The organism is Sporosarcina sp. P1, from assembly GCF_002743155.1.
GTDB lineage: Bacteria > Bacillota > Bacilli > Bacillales_A > Planococcaceae > Sporosarcina > Sporosarcina ureae_B.
The window spans coordinates 62282-77563 of sequence record NZ_PDYS01000014.1 but is presented as its reverse complement, the minus strand read 5'-3'; the positions used below and the strand labels follow the sequence as shown (position 1 = coordinate 77563).

The 15282-nt window shown below is 47.2% G+C and carries 17 protein-coding genes; 4 read left to right on the top strand and 13 right to left on the bottom strand.

Annotated features, from left to right (window positions below):
- Positions 1–530: 530 nt before the first annotated feature.
- Positions 531–980, bottom strand: coding sequence for a transcriptional regulator (locus CSV73_RS12930; RefSeq protein ID WP_085132734.1), 450 nt, complete (start codon positions 978–980; stop codon positions 531–533).
- 164 nt (positions 981–1144) lie between these two features.
- Positions 1145–1483, bottom strand: a complete 339-nt coding sequence (locus tag CSV73_RS12925) for a hypothetical protein (RefSeq protein ID WP_099627802.1) — start codon at positions 1481–1483, stop codon at positions 1145–1147.
- 154 nt (positions 1484–1637) lie between these two features.
- On the opposite strand from CSV73_RS12925, the gene CSV73_RS12920 reads away from it, so the two are divergent.
- The 3 genes from CSV73_RS12920 to CSV73_RS12910 all read left to right on the top strand — a co-directional run bounded on the left by CSV73_RS12920 (position 1638) and on the right by CSV73_RS12910 (position 6466).
- The gene (locus CSV73_RS12920) at positions 1638–2063 is read left to right on the top strand and encodes a helix-turn-helix transcriptional regulator (RefSeq protein ID WP_085132732.1); all 426 of its coding nucleotides are present in this window, start codon (positions 1638–1640) and stop codon (positions 2061–2063) included.
- Positions 2064–2153: 90 nt separating this feature from the next.
- Positions 2154–3728: a hypothetical protein gene (locus tag CSV73_RS12915; protein WP_099627801.1), complete on the top strand. Its 1575-nt coding sequence runs from the start codon at positions 2154–2156 to the stop codon at positions 3726–3728.
- On the top strand, positions 3725–6466 hold the full coding sequence (locus tag CSV73_RS12910) for a DEAD/DEAH box helicase (RefSeq protein ID WP_099627800.1): 2742 nt from the start codon (positions 3725–3727) through the stop codon (positions 6464–6466). The genes CSV73_RS12915 and CSV73_RS12910 overlap by 4 nt, the downstream gene beginning before the upstream one ends.
- A 51-nt stretch (positions 6467–6517) precedes the next feature.
- Here the strand turns inward: CSV73_RS12910 and CSV73_RS16525 are convergent, their stop codons facing one another.
- Together CSV73_RS16525 and CSV73_RS12900 are read right to left on the bottom strand one after the other, a co-directional pair.
- Complete coding sequence (locus CSV73_RS16525; protein ID WP_157111257.1) at positions 6518–6676, bottom strand: hypothetical protein; 159 nt, start codon at positions 6674–6676, stop codon at positions 6518–6520.
- 335 nt (positions 6677–7011) lie between these two features.
- On the bottom strand, positions 7012–7425 hold the full coding sequence (locus CSV73_RS12900) for a single-stranded DNA-binding protein (protein ID WP_085132728.1): 414 nt from the start codon (positions 7423–7425) through the stop codon (positions 7012–7014).
- 244 nt (positions 7426–7669) lie between these two features.
- On the opposite strand from CSV73_RS12900, the gene CSV73_RS12895 reads away from it, so the two are divergent.
- On the top strand, positions 7670–8122 hold the full coding sequence (locus CSV73_RS12895) for a YwpF family protein (protein ID WP_085132727.1): 453 nt from the start codon (positions 7670–7672) through the stop codon (positions 8120–8122).
- A gap of 829 nt (positions 8123–8951) precedes the next feature.
- On the opposite strand, the gene CSV73_RS12890 is transcribed toward CSV73_RS12895, so the two are convergent.
- The 9 genes from CSV73_RS12890 to CSV73_RS12850 form a co-directional block, all read right to left on the bottom strand.
- The gene (locus CSV73_RS12890) at positions 8952–9332 is read right to left on the bottom strand and encodes a hypothetical protein (RefSeq protein WP_099627798.1); all 381 of its coding nucleotides are present in this window, start codon (positions 9330–9332) and stop codon (positions 8952–8954) included.
- 89 nt (positions 9333–9421) lie between these two features.
- Complete coding sequence (locus CSV73_RS12885) at positions 9422–9817, bottom strand: hypothetical protein (RefSeq protein ID WP_232319152.1); 396 nt, start codon at positions 9815–9817, stop codon at positions 9422–9424.
- A gap of 82 nt (positions 9818–9899) precedes the next feature.
- Entirely contained in the window at positions 9900–10337 is a 438-nt protein-coding gene (fabZ, locus tag CSV73_RS12880; protein WP_085132724.1) for a 3-hydroxyacyl-ACP dehydratase FabZ, read from the bottom strand.
- A 52-nt stretch (positions 10338–10389) separates the two neighbouring features.
- Positions 10390–10968, bottom strand: coding sequence for a DNA-directed RNA polymerase subunit beta (locus CSV73_RS16765; protein ID WP_233202901.1), 579 nt, complete (start codon positions 10966–10968; stop codon positions 10390–10392).
- Between the two features lie 23 nt (positions 10969–10991).
- Complete coding sequence (locus CSV73_RS12870) at positions 10992–11825, bottom strand: flagellar hook-basal body protein (protein ID WP_099627797.1); 834 nt, start codon at positions 11823–11825, stop codon at positions 10992–10994.
- 40 nt (positions 11826–11865) lie between these two features.
- A complete protein-coding gene (locus tag CSV73_RS12865) occupies positions 11866–12690 on the bottom strand; it encodes a flagellar hook-basal body protein (protein ID WP_085132722.1) in 825 nt (274 codons plus the stop codon).
- Between the two features lie 76 nt (positions 12691–12766).
- Positions 12767–13771 (bottom strand): rod shape-determining protein, encoded by a 1005-nt coding sequence (gene mreB / locus CSV73_RS12860; RefSeq protein ID WP_369802595.1) that lies wholly within the window; start codon positions 13769–13771, stop codon positions 12767–12769.
- A gap of 57 nt (positions 13772–13828) precedes the next feature.
- Entirely contained in the window at positions 13829–14335 is a 507-nt protein-coding gene (locus tag CSV73_RS12855) for a hypothetical protein (protein WP_099627796.1), read from the bottom strand.
- A 566-nt stretch (positions 14336–14901) separates the two neighbouring features.
- Entirely contained in the window at positions 14902–15174 is a 273-nt protein-coding gene (locus tag CSV73_RS12850; protein WP_029053436.1) for a sporulation transcriptional regulator SpoIIID, read from the bottom strand.
- Positions 15175–15282 lie beyond the last annotated feature (108 nt).

Below are 15282 nucleotides of genomic sequence, written 5' to 3'. Positions count from 1 at the left end.
AGTTTTTTTAAAAAAACTTCATTTCAAATCATACAACCGATTAACTATTCATTAAGTTGACGCCTATGGGAGGGGCGACTCTGGGAGGATCAGCTCGACAGGTGAGACCACTAAAGGAGCGCAGCGACTAGGGGGCTCACCGCGAGCCCTCCAGAACGCGTCCCCTCCGAAGCGCCAATCCCCTACCCTAAACTCTTGCCAGCCTATCTACTTAAAGCCCCCCTAGTCCATTAGATTCATTTAATTATCTGAATGTTTCTAATCTATCGAAATAGGTTACAATAGGAAGTAATAGGGTCAGATGGCTCTAATTACATAAAGGAGTGATGAGCGATGAACTTGGACAAGACGATTGAGTTTACATGGCAAGACTTTGCACTAGGCGTGGCCGGGTCGGGATTATTCGTAGTGGCGCTCCATTTCCTTACACTATGAGAAAACGTATATTACAACGCACATAAAAACACCTCAACGTTGACGCACATAGATGTGCTTTCAATTGAGGTGTTTTTAACGTTTTTGTGTGATGATCAAATCATTCGCAGTCCTTCCATCAACTCCTTGAACAAGAGTTGGTTTTTGGTTTCTAGCGCATAGTCTACCATTCGTTCCCAATTATCTTGCTCCAACTTCTCCACTAAACCGTCCGCTTCACGCATGTACTCTTCCTGTAGATGGCCTTCCAATCCCATCGCTCCTTCGAGTATAGTCGACAAATGCAAATGCAAATCGGAAACTAGCAACAATTGATAAAGTGGGATTCGTATAAACCTGCTTCCTCGCTGAAAGACGAATACTTCTCCTAAGTTCTCAATCTGCAAACTTTTCGTATTCACAACGATTTCCTTCCCTTCTGCGGGGATGAATTGGAACACCTCATCATTTCGCTTAATCGAGAAATATTGATAAGCGAATACAAGGCGTAAGTTGAATTCTTCCTTCCTGGTGAAAAATGGCTTGATTCGCTGTATGACTAGCATTTCTTCCCCCTCCTCTTCAGTAATTTGAATTTTCCGATTATTATTAATATATCACATTAAAGAGGATTTTGTGCATGATATGAGTCGGAAACCATCTAATATACCAAGAGAATTTTTCAGAAATCGGTCATAGCGGCAAATCCAGCCGTCTTTCGGGTTATTCATCACGCCTCTACGAGAAAAGTTTTGGACACCGGCCGATACTCGATGTTTCCCTCTTTCAATTGTTCCAGTAATTGTTTACTCGCATCGACATTCGTTTTCACGTAAGAAAAGATCATTTGACAGTCCGCGTATGAAATGATGACTTGCTCAAAGATCATCTCGTCACGCGTGACGTTATACAAATATGAAACTTCCCCATTTGGATCATGGACAGATTTTTCGGAATGCTGTTCGAGAGAATCGAAGAAATGTGGTGCATTTGTGATCATAAGTTCTGGCTTTTGTAAACGGTACCGCAATTGAGGAAAATGTAAAATCAATTGCACTTTTTCTATCATTTTCGCCTACTTTCTATTTTTTATCACAATCTTCTCACATTATTGTAGAAAAACATCGGAATTGCTGATTCGTCAATTCGTATTGTTTAAATGACAATTTACCGAAATACCGGATTCTTTTCTTATACGATGGCGAGAAAAACGGGTGATGAAAATGAGTTTCGGAACACAATTACGAGAATACCGCGATGAGTATTTACATATTTCACAAAAACAAATGGCCGAAGATCTTGGAGTCGATGGTGCGACGATGTCTAGATATGAATCGAGTGAACGAGCTTTCCCAATTTATTTGGTGCCGATCATTAAGAAGATCTATAACATACCGGATGATGTATTACTTGCGATGATTCTGGACAAACCGTTAAAGACGGTACGTCCTTTTTCGAATCAGACGCTCGACAGTAGCGCCACGTATGAAAAAGGGTTTCTTACACAGTACGGATCGCTAATTGAAAACGAGCCACTGTTGAAAGAATTTATTTTACGGGCTAATTCATTGGACTACGAAAACCGCCAGTTGTTGCTATCAGGCATGTTGAACTTCATGCAGTTGTTCGAAAACCAAACAGATAAATAAGATCTGATTGTTTTTATGCTCCTCAAGTTGTGGTAAAGGACCGATAAAAACGGTATAATAGGAGGAATGCTTAAGTAAGGAGTGGATTCGGTGGCCATCACTATTGAACGAATCGCAAATATGCACGAATCACAAATTGAAGAATTCATGAATCATATTAAACATACATTTCAGCCGTCTGTCCCTGCACAGGCGGAAATTATACGCAAGGCTGCTTCACTTGTACGTATGAACGCAATCGGTGCGTATCGCTACACGGAAACCGAGCAATCCTTGATGGCAAACATTTCGGGTACAGAATCCGAATTCGCACGTCTTTCTTTCATGACGATGGAGCCGTACTGTACATGTGCCGACGGAGACTGGTGCGCGCATCAGATCTCGGTCGTCTTTCATTTGTACTCGCAGTTTCATTCATTATCGGATTGGCTGAATACATGGCGCCAGTCAGGAACTGTGCAGACACAATTGTCGATCAATGAACGGACGCCGGAAGCTTGGTTGAACGCATTATCCGAATTAGTGAAGCCCCTTGGCGAGTTGAATGCGAGTGACGGACCGACTGGATTCTTGCATTATGCTTCCAAAATTGAACACCAGAAAACGCGGCTTTCTCCTTTTGAATGGGAATGGAAGCCGCTCTTTTCGCTGTACTATCAACTAACATTATTGCGGGCGGCATGGCCATTCCTTAAAAGTGAACTATCGGCGAATGATTCCTATCATTACGGCAAATGGCAGCTGACGATCTGGCTCAATGAGCAAATGTCCGAAATGAAAGCAGGCATCAAACAGCTGAGTTCAAAATCTCGTCTATTTGAGACGGACGCATTTCACACCAAGCTCAAAGATTTGATCCATTCATTCGCACTCGACGAAGATGGTTTATTCTCGAAACGTTTTGAAGCGTTCCGACTTGTTTATACTGAGCTTTATTCCGATGAGGCTGAATTGACGCAGGAGATTGAACGTCTGCAAAAAGAAACGGCAGCAGACGCACCATTATTCCGTGCGTTTCTCTATTTGACATCGGGACGGTTTGACGAGCTCGATGAGGAACTGAATACTTTAGATGCTACTGCTGTTCCTCAATGGTTGGCATTTGCGCTCTATGCGAAGGAAGATGAGGATTTTGATATTGTGCAGTCGATTATGTTGCAATTGCTTCCTCATTTAGCCGAGCATTATCAGCAACTTGCGACGCGTAACCGTTCGGCGTTTGCCGAGGACATCGACGAGTTGCTGGCGTTATCCGATGTTCCAGAAGATCAGCGCGATCAACTGTTTCAATCGTATGGACCGGAAGCAAGTCGTGCATATGGCAAGTTTTTATTCGAACGTAATCGTTATGCTGAATGGGCTGCGCTTATGCATTTAACGCGCGGGTCAGTCGATATGATCGATAGCTCAGCGATGAAAACAGCACTCGCAGAAGATTCGCAAGCGGTGTTCCCTCTCATGCATGCCGAAGCATTGAAATTAGTCAAAGAGAAAAATCGAGATAGCTATCGCCGTGCAGTGCGTTTATGGAAGCAAATGAAGGCTGCTGCGAAGCGCGATGGCCGCGATGAATTTTGGAACCGTTATGTCCATACAGTCCGCCAGCAATTTCCACGTCTGCGTGCACTGATGGAAGAGATGGAGAAAGGAAATCTACTTCTATGACCGATTCGAACATCTTACAACTTTCATTAGAGTTAACGTTACAAGAAGGACAAGACGGCATCTTCATCGTGTCCGCAAATGTCGCAGGTGAAACGCGCAAGATCGATGCGGATATGCTAGTGTCGTATTTATTTTATTCGGATGAACCCACGATGTACGGCATGTTGGTGGAGCAACGTGATAATTGGCTCGATATATCGATCGATATGTTGTTGCGTTTGTTCTCGTCTGGTAGTCATCCGTATGTGCAATACGCAGGTGCGACTTCTAACGACCAACAAATCCTGACAGCCATTCGCGAGGCAGCGACGTTATGGAATGATCCTGCGTTGTTTTCGTACGTTGAAGCGAATGAGTCTGGACTGTCGTTTGATCTCGATCAAACCCATTTATCTCAGCAGGCGGGGCGGTATATCTCGCTTGCGATGCGCGGACAGTTGGCGACGCTCGGTGTCTCAATGGCAGACTTCCCTGCTTTGTTGCCGCATTTTCAGCAGTATGGATGGCCAAATACCGAAAAGTCGAAGTTACCATTCCGCGTAGCACTTCGTTTGACGGAGCCGGAGATCGATGGGACCGATTGGTTGCTTGAGACGATTCTAATTAGTGATCGTGGTGCGCAGTGGTCACCAGCGATCGGTAAAATAGCAGGCTCGATCGAAAATGCTTTACCTGCAAAACGCAAGCCGTATGCGGAAGATATTGAAGAGCGTCAATCCGAAATGGTCGGGATTTTCCGTTCCGTCGAATGGTATGAGCCGCGACAGTTCATGCATGTGCCGCTAAATGATGCGCAAGTGCGGATTTTCATTCAGGAAGATCTGCCACTATGTCAGGCATTTGATTATCCGGTTATACTGCCGGCTTGGTTAAAAACCGTGACAGAGACGAAGTTGAAGATTCGGACGTCTGCGGGTATGCAGTCGTATCGCTCGTCAGCGAGTCTCGATCAAGTGTTGTCGTTTGATTGGCAGTTTTCACTCGCTGGGGAAAAGATCGATAAGAATCAGTTCCAGAAGATGGTCGATGAAAACCGCGAGTACATTCGCGCGGGCGATGAGTGGTTCCATTTGGATCCCGCATGGCTCAAACGTATTCGTGAGTTGATGGAGCAAGTCGATGATGGCGAATGGACAGTGAAGGATTTGCTGTTCAATGAAGTGCCGGAAGAGATTGCGCCGGTCTACGATGAAGAGGAAGAAGACGATCCGTTAGTCGCGTTTTCGATGCAACAGTCTTTGCGTAAAGTAATGAATATGTTGCATGACAAGAAAGGTTTACCGGCTGTTGCGGTTCCTGAGACGTTGCATGCCGAGTTGCGTCCGTATCAGCAAGAAGGTTTCGAGTGGCTTCATTTCATGCGCGACAATAAATTCGGTGCTGTGCTGGCGGATGATATGGGACTTGGTAAAACTGTACAGCTCATTACGTATTTGTTGTATGTGCATAATTTACCGGAAACCGACTCCCCTTCGCTAATCATTTGTCCGACAAGTGTCATGGGGAACTGGCAAAAGGAGCTCGAGCGTTTCGCACCTTCTTTGAACGTACATGTACATTATGGGACGAATCGTGCGCGCGAAGAGCAGTTTGCGGATATTATGAGCAAGCGTCAAACGCATATTATTTTGACGACGTATGGTACCGCCACGCAAGACGGCGAGATGCTGTCGATGTACGAGTTTGCAAATGTAACTATTGACGAAGCGCAAAATATTAAGAACTTGCAGACGAAGCAGTCACGAGCAATACGGAAGTTGCGCGGTGGGCATCATATCGCATTGACGGGTACGCCGATCGAGAATCGTTTGTCGGAGTTATGGGCCATTTTTGATTTCATTCATAAAGGGTATCTTGGCAGTTTCCGTAAATTCAGCGAAGAGTTCATCGTGCCGATTGAGCGTGATGATCTTGAAGCGGAGAAGCGGAAATTGCGTGCTCGAATTCAGCCGTTCATGATGCGCCGGACGAAGAATGATCCGGAGTTGCGTCTGAACTTGCCTGAGAAGCTCGAGCAAAATGAATATGTACCGCTGACTCCTGAGCAAGCGGCATTGTATGAAAGTTTTGTTTCGGAGACGAAATTCAAACTCGAGACTCTGACAGGATTTGAGCGCAAAGGCTTAATCTTGAAGATGCTCAGCCGTTTGAAACAATTATGTAACCATCCGGCTTTATTCCTAAAAGAACCGCCAGCCCCTGCTGCCGAATTGACGAACCGATCCAATAAAATGGCGCGAATCGTTTCGATGGCAGCGGAGATTGCGGCGAACGGTGAGCAATGCTTGATCTTCACGCAGTATATCGGCATGGGGCAAATGATCCGTCAGTGTTTGTCCGAGCTACACGGAATTGATGTGCCGTTCTTGACGGGCAGTATGCCAAAAGGACAACGTGACGCATTGGTCGAGGCGTTCCAAAACGGGGAATTCCCGATTTTCATCCTGTCATTAAAAGCTGGGGGCACCGGCTTGAATCTGACACAGGCGAATCACGTATTGCACGCAGACCGTTGGTGGAATCCGGCTGTGGAGAACCAGGCAACGGATCGTGCGTACCGTATCGGGCAGACCAAATTCGTACATGTGCATAAATTTGTAACCGTTGGGACAATCGAGGAAAAAATTGACGAGATGCTCGTCGAGAAAGCAGCGTTGTCAGCTGATTTGATTCATTCGAGTCAGTGGTTGACGGAGCTCAATGATCGAGAGCTCGAGGATTTGCTGACGTTTAATTGACATAGTTATCACTAGGACCTGTATCGAAATAGGATGCAGGTCTTTTTGCATTCATTTTATATCGGAGGGAATGAGGAATGGATTGGTTTTGATCGTTTCCAGGTAATTGATGCGCTCGTTCAGGTTGGCAATAATGCGGATCAGCTGGCCAATCTGGTCTTCGAGGCGTTGAATATCTTGTTTCTGCGCGACTGTAGGTGTGCTGTGCATGTGGGCTTCATCCTTTCTATGAGCGGGTATGTATTCCGTCAGCCCGCCAAGTGGAAGTGGTCTCCGACAAAGACGGGTGACGGATGAGTTGGCGTAAAATTGATTCAGTTCCTATGCTGAATGTACTCCCGGCATCACAGAGGATCGAGTCCCCACCCGCTCTTGCTTCAGCCGAGTCATGCTAGTTGGCGAATATGCTTGTAGTGTCGTGTGATTTTCTCTTTTTTCATTTCTCTTCAATTGTGTGTCATCCATCTCTTTTCAGGAATTGATCAGCAACGGATGTGCGACGGCGGATATGCCTTTGTCCCCTCTCCTTTCCAAGTTGGATAGTGTTAAAAAATAGGTAGTGCGGTTTCGGTTGATTTCGCTTCTTCAAAACGTTCGGGCTCAGTAGATGAATGCGTTTTCATTTCTGCCTGTTGAGGTTTGGATGACTTCGAAAGAAAGCGGATGTCGCTGCACATGACTTCCATGATATACACTTTCGAACGGTCTTCCCTTTCGTAGTTCCGGGTCTGAATGCTTCCACTGACGCCTACGAGCGATCCTTTGCCGCAGTGACGGACTAGGTTTTCGGCGGATCGTCCCCAAACGGAGCACGGCACGAAGTCGGTTGCTATTTCCCCGTTTGCGTTTTTGAAGCTACGATTGACAGCGAGGGCGAACGTGGTATTGACACGTCCTGACGAGTGTTCTTTTAATACGAGGTCTTTGGTGATGCGCCCTACTAAAGCCACTTGGTTCACGAGTTTGTTCCTCCTTTCTTTGTGCTGCCCTTATCGTAATCCACATAGGGTCAGTATGGCAAAGAGGCAAAATTGAATTTTGACGCCATTTTCGGTGTGGTTTTTCAATTTTTATTCGAAGGAATTTTTGGACATTCGCGGTATCATGCGATTTCCACGTGACGAGGTAAACGGCATTTTTGAATACTCGAGTATTTTAAGATTTTTATGCTATACTTGGGAAAATTGTACCGAGGTGATGGGATTGAAGACGTTTAAGATGATTTCGGTGGAAGTGCTTCAGGAGAGTGGCGTGCTTGCGTTTCCGCTGTTTGACGGCATTATCATCAACCAGGAGAACAGTCACCGTTTGTGGGTGCTTGAGCTGTTCATTGATGCCAAGTATAAGGATATTATGGAAAAGTGGAAAGCCGAGGAGACGTTGTTGACCGTCCGCGTCGTCATTTCGTATCCTGGCAACGAGCCCGCTTCGTTCGATGTGGCGGTTGAAAACTGGCGTCAGATTGGTGACCGCATTTCCGTGCTAATGAAGGGACGTCTGAAGCGTGTCCGTTCGAAGTATCCGGAATATTTGCTTGAAGAATTGTTGGCTGAAGGTTTGGAAGGCGATGCGTTGCTCGAGCAATTCCAAACGGCGATGTGGGATCGGCCGAAGTTGAAGCGCGATATGGAAATGGATGAGAAGACGAAGTTGTGATGGTTAGGCTGCCCTTTTTCGGGGGTGGCTTTTTTTGTGTTTTGGTGGGTATTAGGGTGGGTGTGTGGGGGGGGTGCATAGAGCGGGTACGTCGACACATAGAGCGCTGGCTGACCAGGATTGAGCGGATAGCGCGGGTGATAGAGCGGGTACGTCAACACATAGATCGCTTGCGGACCAGGATTGAGCGGATAGCGCGGGCGATAGAGCGGGTAAGCCGACACATTGAGCGCCCGCGGACAGGGGTTGAGTGTGATTGGCGCGAGCGATAGAGCGAGTACGTCAGACACATTGAGCGCTCGCGGACCGAGTTTGATCGGATAGCGGGAGTGATAGAGCGGGTACGTCAACACATAGAGCGCTTGCGGACCAGGATTGAGCGGATAGCGCGGGCGATAGAGCGGGTAAGCCGACATTGAGCGCCCACGAACAGGGTTTGAGCATGGATTGGCGCGAGCGATAAAACGGGTACGTCAGACACATTGAGCGCTCGCGGACCAGGATTGAGCGGATTGCGCGGGCGATAGAGCGGGTAAGCCGACACATTGAGCGCCCGCGGACAGGGTTTGAGTGTGATTGGCGCGGGCGATAGAACGAGTACGTCAGTCACATTGAGCGCTCGCGGACCTACATAGAGCGGAACACGCGCGACATTGAGCGGGTAAGCCAGCACATAGAGCGCTCGCGGACCTACATAGAGCGGAACACACGCGTCATTGAGCGGATAAGCCGACACATTGAGCGCCCGCGGACCTTGATAGACTACCCCACTCATAATAAAAACGACCCAAGCATTCAATATGCAGGGTCGTTTTTATTATGGCGGGAATCATCGTACTTTACGATCTTCATCGCGCAATACGCCGTCTGGAGCAGCGTTGTTACCGTTCATGTTGCCGTCCACGTTGGTGTCGTCGCGTGCGCCACGGTTTTCGTTGTTGTCATCGATGAGTTCGTCGCGAGTTTTTTCGATACCTTCGCGCGTGTCGTCGATGATGTCTTCGCCTTCTCTCTTCATGATGCCACGGTCATTGTTGTCGTCAAGACCGTCGAGATTAGGACCCATACGCTTGTTGTCGTTTGGCGTATTGTTACGTTCCACATCTTGCATAGGTGTTTCGTTGTTGCTTGGCAGTGCGCCGTCGTTCGTGTTACATGCGGTCAGAACGAGTGCGGAAGCAAAAACCACGGGCAGAGCTTTTCTGATCATAAAAAAATTCCCTCCTTTTTACGAGCTGTGAACGATACGTATCGGTATGTTCATGGATAGCTTGTGCGTAAAGGAGAGAACTATTCGTTTTAATTATTCGTATGACCTGATGTGGTTTCCAATACGTTTTGAACGTATACAGCTTCCGCTTTACAGCCATAATCATAATGTGTGTCGAGATTTTCTTGTAACATTTCAATTTGTGCGATTTGCTCTTCTGTCGGCGGATCGTTGAGGATGCGGATTAGTACTTCCTCCACGCGTTCCGCTAACTCTTTATGGAACTCGGCGTCTACTTTGATGTCTTCAGGAATCTTGTCGTACCAAAGTGCTTTGGTCGTAATGTATTCCCGCCAGTTCGCATAAAACTGTTCGATGTTATATTCTTCTGCTGACCAGCCAATTTCACTCATATATTGTTCGAATGATTGGGAAATGGAACGAGTGATGCTGCTCTTAATATTTGGAGAAAGCTTTTTTAACATGCTGTAGTATACCCTCCCACTGTATGCCCATACCGGCATTCCAATGATTATTCTATCAATTTTTTAGTACGGCATCATGATGTTATTGCTCTTGAACAGGTCCGAGTGCGAATGTAATGTCTGCTTCACATGCCACTTCGCCTTCGACGGTTGCGATTGCTTTTCCTTTTCCAATGGTTCCACGCAAGCGGACGATTTCTACTTCGAGACGAAGCGTGTCGCCTGGTACGACTTGACGCTTGAAACGGCAGTTGTCGATGCCTGCAAAAAATGCTAAACGGCCTTTGTTTTCTTCTTTTTTGAGTAAAGCGACTGCGCCTACCTGAGCGAGTGCTTCCACGATTAGGACTCCTGGCATTACTGGGTAGCCCGGGAAGTGGCCGTTAAAGAAGTCTTCATTGATTGAAACATTTTTTAACCCGACTGCGCGCTTGCCTTCTTCGAGTTCTTCGATGCGATCGACGAGCAAGAATGGATAGCGATGCGGGATGATTTCTTGTATTTGTTGAGCATTTAGCATGAAATTTGTCTCCTTTATTCCAGAGGTTCTGAAGATTTCAGAGGTTTCTGTACTATTTACCGTTCATGATATCAAAAATATGCTGCCATGTCTCTTTTTTGAAGACATCGCCTGCTGAGCCGTCGCCGATTACACTGAAACCAACCATTGTACCTGCTATTGCCGCTAAGACCATTAACAACAGTATAAGTAGCAATCGTAGCCAGATGGGAATCATGCGTACTTGAACCCAACGCATTTCGCTTACCGGTTTTGCAACTTTTTCGGAACGTTTTTTTCGTGGCCGTTTTGACGTCATCTTCTTCCAGAATGTCACGTCGCCCTCGTTTGATGCAGATCGTTTTTTTACAGGTTCCGTTTCGATTAGAAGAGTTTGTTCTGGTGCGTCAGGAGCCGTTTCTAGCGGTTCTGTCTCTGTTGTCGACTGAATATCTTCCGGAACTTCTTTGTCTGTTGCAAGAGGCTCTGACGGCGTAATTGCGACTTTGTCCATTTCAGTTGTCGCAACGGGATCTGTTTCTGTAAGCTCAATCGGATCTTCTATCTCTGTTGGTTTCTTCAATGGTTCGAATGGTTTCACAGGTGAAAGTGGTTCTGTTATTTTTTTGAAATTTGAATTTTTATCTGTCATAGTAAGTACTCCTATTGCACGCGTTAGCGAATGCCGTTAATTAAGCCCATCATCTGGTCCGCCATTGTTACGGAACGTGCATTGAATTGATAGGCACGTTGCGTCGAAATTAAATCTGCCATTTCTTTTTCATACTCTACGTTGGAAGTTTCGAGCGCTTGATTTTGTAAGCCAATCTGATTTCGTCGAGCACCAGTCATTTCTGTCAATATATCATTTGCTGTCAGTCCGAGTGCTGCTAGATCTGTTGGCAAACCAAAAGTGGTTGCAGAAAGCTGAACCATCGAATCTGGCTTTTCTAAGACGGTGACACCCAGATTAAATTCCTGTGTGCCTTGCGGTGTAGTTACTTGCAATACACCGTTTGGACGAATTTGATAATCGGTCGCTTGTCCAGAAAAGACGATGGGACGGCCCGCGCTATCCGCCACTGCGAGTCCTTCTTCATTGACTAGCGCATTGTTGCCATTTGCCGTCGGTGACAAGTAGAAATTTCCTTTACGCGAATAAATGATTTCTTCTCCGCCGTCTGTTGGCTGGATCAAATTAAAATGTTGTTTCGGCTCCGTTAACGCAAAGTCTAGCTGACGGTCCGTAATTTGTACAGAGCCTACTTTCCAGTTCATCTGCAGGCTGCCGAGGTGCGCGCCGGTCCCCATGCGAATGCCAAGATCTGAGCTGCGCTCGGCCCGATCTGCTTTGTCATTATTGATTTGTTGGAATAATAGTTCTTGGAATGTAGCAGACGAGGATTTATATCCATGTGTACCGACGTTCGATAAGTTGTTGCCAATCAAGTCGAGACGTTGCTGCAACTGGTTCATCGTGTTGGTCGCTGTGGTCATCGTGCGAATCATCAAAGATCACTTCCTTTATGCATACTTCTATATGTAGTCATTAATTGACTCGTCCTACTTCATTGACCGCTTTTTCCATACTGCGATCATACGCTTGCAGGATTTTCTGATTGGCTTCAAATGCACGGTAGGCTGTCAGCATATCCGTCATCGAGCGCGCGGCATCGACGTTGGAATCTTCAAGAAATCCTTGTTGCATCGTGTACGTACCGCCAGTCGGTAACGCATTGCCGTCGATTGTCGTGTAGAGCCCGTTATCTTGTTTAGATAATGTGTCCGGTCCGTCAGAGTAGGCAATACCAAGTGTCGCGATTTCCGTTTGTCCCGCGAAGATCACTCCTGAATCCGTCACGCGAATATCATCACTTGTCAGTTCGATCCGATTGCCGGCATCGTCAAGGACGTATAAGCCGGATGGATTGGTCAGGTACCCTTCTGCGTTGACAGCGAAATTACCGTTTCGTGTGTAGAATTGACCGCCATTCTCGCCTTCTAGCGTAAAGAATACCGTTCCCGCAACGCCTGTTTCTTCATTGACTTCCATCGGTCCATCCAGTAATGCGATATCGGTCTTCTGTTCCGTTTCACGCAACTGGCCTTGCGCGAATAAAGGCAAAGTTTCTTGCATATACACGCCTGTCGACAGTTCGCCTACTGGGGATAGATTTCTAAAGTTTAAGCCTTTTTCCGTCGGCACGCGCGTCGAATCCAAACGAGACATCAACATGTCAGGAAATGCACGAATCGTCGATTGCTCCGCCTTATAGCCTGGCGTGTTGGCGTTCGCGATATTATTTGATAGCATTTCCGTACGACGCTGCTGTGCAATCATGCCTGATCCTACTGTATAAAAACCACGAAACATTTCATTTCACTCCTTTGCTTCATCATGTCGAATAATCGTTGTTTTTAGTATACACTACTTGTCGCTTGATGGCAGTTCAAATTATGCGGGTTGAAGTTTTACTGACCGAGTCCATGAGCTGTCCCGTTCCTTCTGCTATACAAGTGAGCGCATTTTCCGCAATGAATACCGGCACATTGAGATGTTCGGATAATAAAGTATCTAATCCCGGAAGCAATGCACCGCCTCCGATTAATAGGATGCCGCGCTGTGCAATATCTGCAGCGAGCTCCGGCATTGTTTCTTCCAGTGCTTTTCTTGTCGTCTCGACGATTTTATTGATCGGCAGAAACAATGCCTGATGAATCTCTTCCGCCGTCACTTCAATTGTTTTCGGAATACCTGTCGCAAGGTCGCTACCATGCACGTTCATCGCGCTCGGTTTCTTTCCATCCTTCAACACAACGCCCATGTCTTTTTTCACTTGTTCGGCCGTTTTTTCTCCTATATACACATTATGTTTTTTTCGTATATGTTGGATAATGCATTGATCAAAATGAAAGCCACCGATTTTCGTTTTCTCAAACGAAACGATTTCTCCCATCGACAGCACGGAAGCATCTGTCGTGCCTGCACCAAGATCGACTATCATATTGCCTGAAGGCTTCGATATGTCCATACCTGCCCCAATCGCCGCCACTTTCGATTCTTCTTCAATAACAACTTGTTTGGCTCCGGCTCCCATCATCACTTGGCGGATCACACTCTTTTCCACTCGCGTCGTATCCGCTTTACAGCATATCGTGATGTGAGGTTTGATACGCAGGCTTTTTCCTAGCGCTTTCTCGAGGAAGTGTCTGATCAACACACGCGCCATTTCAAAATCCGCAATGTTCCCAGCTTTCATTGGACGTATGATCTGAATATATTCCGGTGAACGACCAATCATTTGAAAGGCCTCTACACCAAAGGCTACAGGTTCATCCGTACGTTTATCGATCGCAATAACAGTCGGTTCGTTAATGACGAGACCGTTGTCTTTCACATATATCAATACATTGGCGGTACCCATGTCTATCCCAATATCTTTTGAAAACATCATGACCCGACCCCTTCCTCATACGCCCTATCCGATTACATTCATTAGCTGTTTATTATATCATATTTCTACTTTATTTGGCAGTATTCGAGAGGAGTCGTCAAAACGAAAAGCCGCCAGCAAGTTAGCGATGGCTCGTGATTTATTTAGCGGATCACGTGCGGCATTGAGCGGATAGGCCAGCATATTGAGCGTTTGCGGGCCGACATAGAGCGGGTCACGCGTAGCATTGAGCGGATAAGCCAGCACATTGAGCGTTCGCGGACCGACATAGAGCGGGTCACGCGCGGCATTGAGCGGGTAAACCAGCACATTGAGCGTTTGCAGACCGACATAGAGCGGATCACGCGCAGCATTGAGCGGAGAGGCCAGCTGATATTGAGCCCACGCGGACCTACTTAGAGCGTGATGGCGCGGGCGATTGAGCGGATAGGATGACACATTGAGCGCTCGCGGACCCTTATAGAGCGGATCACACGCGGCATTGAGCGGATAGGCCAGCACATTGGGCGTTTGCAGGCCGACATAGAGCGGATCACGCGCAGCATTGAGCGGATAAGCCAGCACATTGAGCGTTCGCGTACCGACATAGAGCGGATCACGCGCAGCATTGAGCGGTTAAACCAGCCCATTGAGCGTTCGCGGGCCGACATAGAGCGTGATGGCGCGGACGATTGAGCGGGTAGGATGACACATTGAGCGCTCGCGGACCGACATAGAGCGAATCACGCGCGGCATTGAGCGGATAAGCCAGCACATTGAGCGTTCGCGGACCGACATAGAGCGGGTCACGCGCGGCATTGAGCGGAAAGGCCAGCTGATATTGAGCCCACGCGGACCTACTTAGAGCGTGATGGCGCGGGCGATTGAGCGGATAGGATGACACATTGAGCGCTCGCGGACCCCTATAGAGCGAATCACGCGCAGCATTGAGCGGAGAGGCCAGCACATTGAGCGCTCGCGGGCCGACATAGAGCGGATCACGCGCATCATTGAGCGGATAGGCCAGCTGACATTGAGCGCACGCGACCCAACCAAACAAAAGCTATCCAGATACATTCCTCTGGATAGCTTTTCATAATTTCAGGCTGCTTGTATGGGTACAGTACATTACTGCTTCATTTTCAGTGTGGCTAGGCATCTGCTTTTTGTGCTTCGGTTTCATTTTTCCATTTTTGGCGGGTGGCTTCTCCTCCGCGTAGGTGGCGGATGGATTTGTGGTAGGCCAGAATTTCTGCGACTTTCCGTGACAAGCATGGATCTACATTTGGTAATCGTTCAGTTAAGTCTTTGTGGACCGTGCTTTTGGAGTAGCCGGTCGCAGTGGCTAGCGCGCGCACTGTCAAGTTGGTCTCGATCAGTAGCTTGCCCAGTCGTACGCAGCGTTTTCTAATTTGCTCGTGCACGCCCTCTTCCTTTCTCTATTCACTCCTTTGACTAATGTAGTGTATGCGAATATGTAACAATATATGAAAAAAGCCATTCCGGGGGCTGGAATGGCTTTGGGTGCTACG

What these genes read in the sequence shown, in the direction of transcription:
- CSV73_RS12930 (WP_085132734.1), bottom strand. Translation starts at nt 980, where the DNA reads ATGCTAGTCATACAGCGAATCAAGCCATTTTTCACCAGGAAGGAAGAA.
- CSV73_RS12925 (WP_099627802.1), bottom strand. Translation starts at nt 1,483, where the DNA reads ATGATAGAAAAAGTGCAATTGATTTTACATTTTCCTCAATTGCGGTAC.
- CSV73_RS12920 (WP_085132732.1), top strand. Translation starts at nt 1,638, where the DNA reads ATGAGTTTCGGAACACAATTACGAGAATACCGCGATGAGTATTTACAT.
- CSV73_RS12910 (WP_099627800.1), top strand. Translation starts at nt 3,725, where the DNA reads ATGACCGATTCGAACATCTTACAACTTTCATTAGAGTTAACGTTACAA.
- CSV73_RS16525 (WP_157111257.1), bottom strand. Translation starts at nt 6,676, where the DNA reads ATGCACAGCACACCTACAGTCGCGCAGAAACAAGATATTCAACGCCTC.
- CSV73_RS12890 (WP_099627798.1), bottom strand. Translation starts at nt 9,332, where the DNA reads ATGATCAGAAAAGCTCTGCCCGTGGTTTTTGCTTCCGCACTCGTTCTG.
- CSV73_RS12885 (WP_232319152.1), bottom strand. Translation starts at nt 9,817, where the DNA reads ATGTTAAAAAAGCTTTCTCCAAATATTAAGAGCAGCATCACTCGTTCC.
- fabZ (WP_085132724.1), bottom strand. Translation starts at nt 10,337, where the DNA reads ATGCTAAATGCTCAACAAATACAAGAAATCATCCCGCATCGCTATCCA.
- CSV73_RS16765 (WP_233202901.1), bottom strand. Translation starts at nt 10,968, where the DNA reads ATGACAGATAAAAATTCAAATTTCAAAAAAATAACAGAACCACTTTCA.
- CSV73_RS12870 (WP_099627797.1), bottom strand. Translation starts at nt 11,825, where the DNA reads ATGATTCGCACGATGACCACAGCGACCAACACGATGAACCAGTTGCAG.
- CSV73_RS12865 (WP_085132722.1), bottom strand. Translation starts at nt 12,690, where the DNA reads ATGTTTCGTGGTTTTTATACAGTAGGATCAGGCATGATTGCACAGCAG.
- mreB (WP_369802595.1), bottom strand. Translation starts at nt 13,771, where the DNA reads ATGATGTTTTCAAAAGATATTGGGATAGACATGGGTACCGCCAATGTA.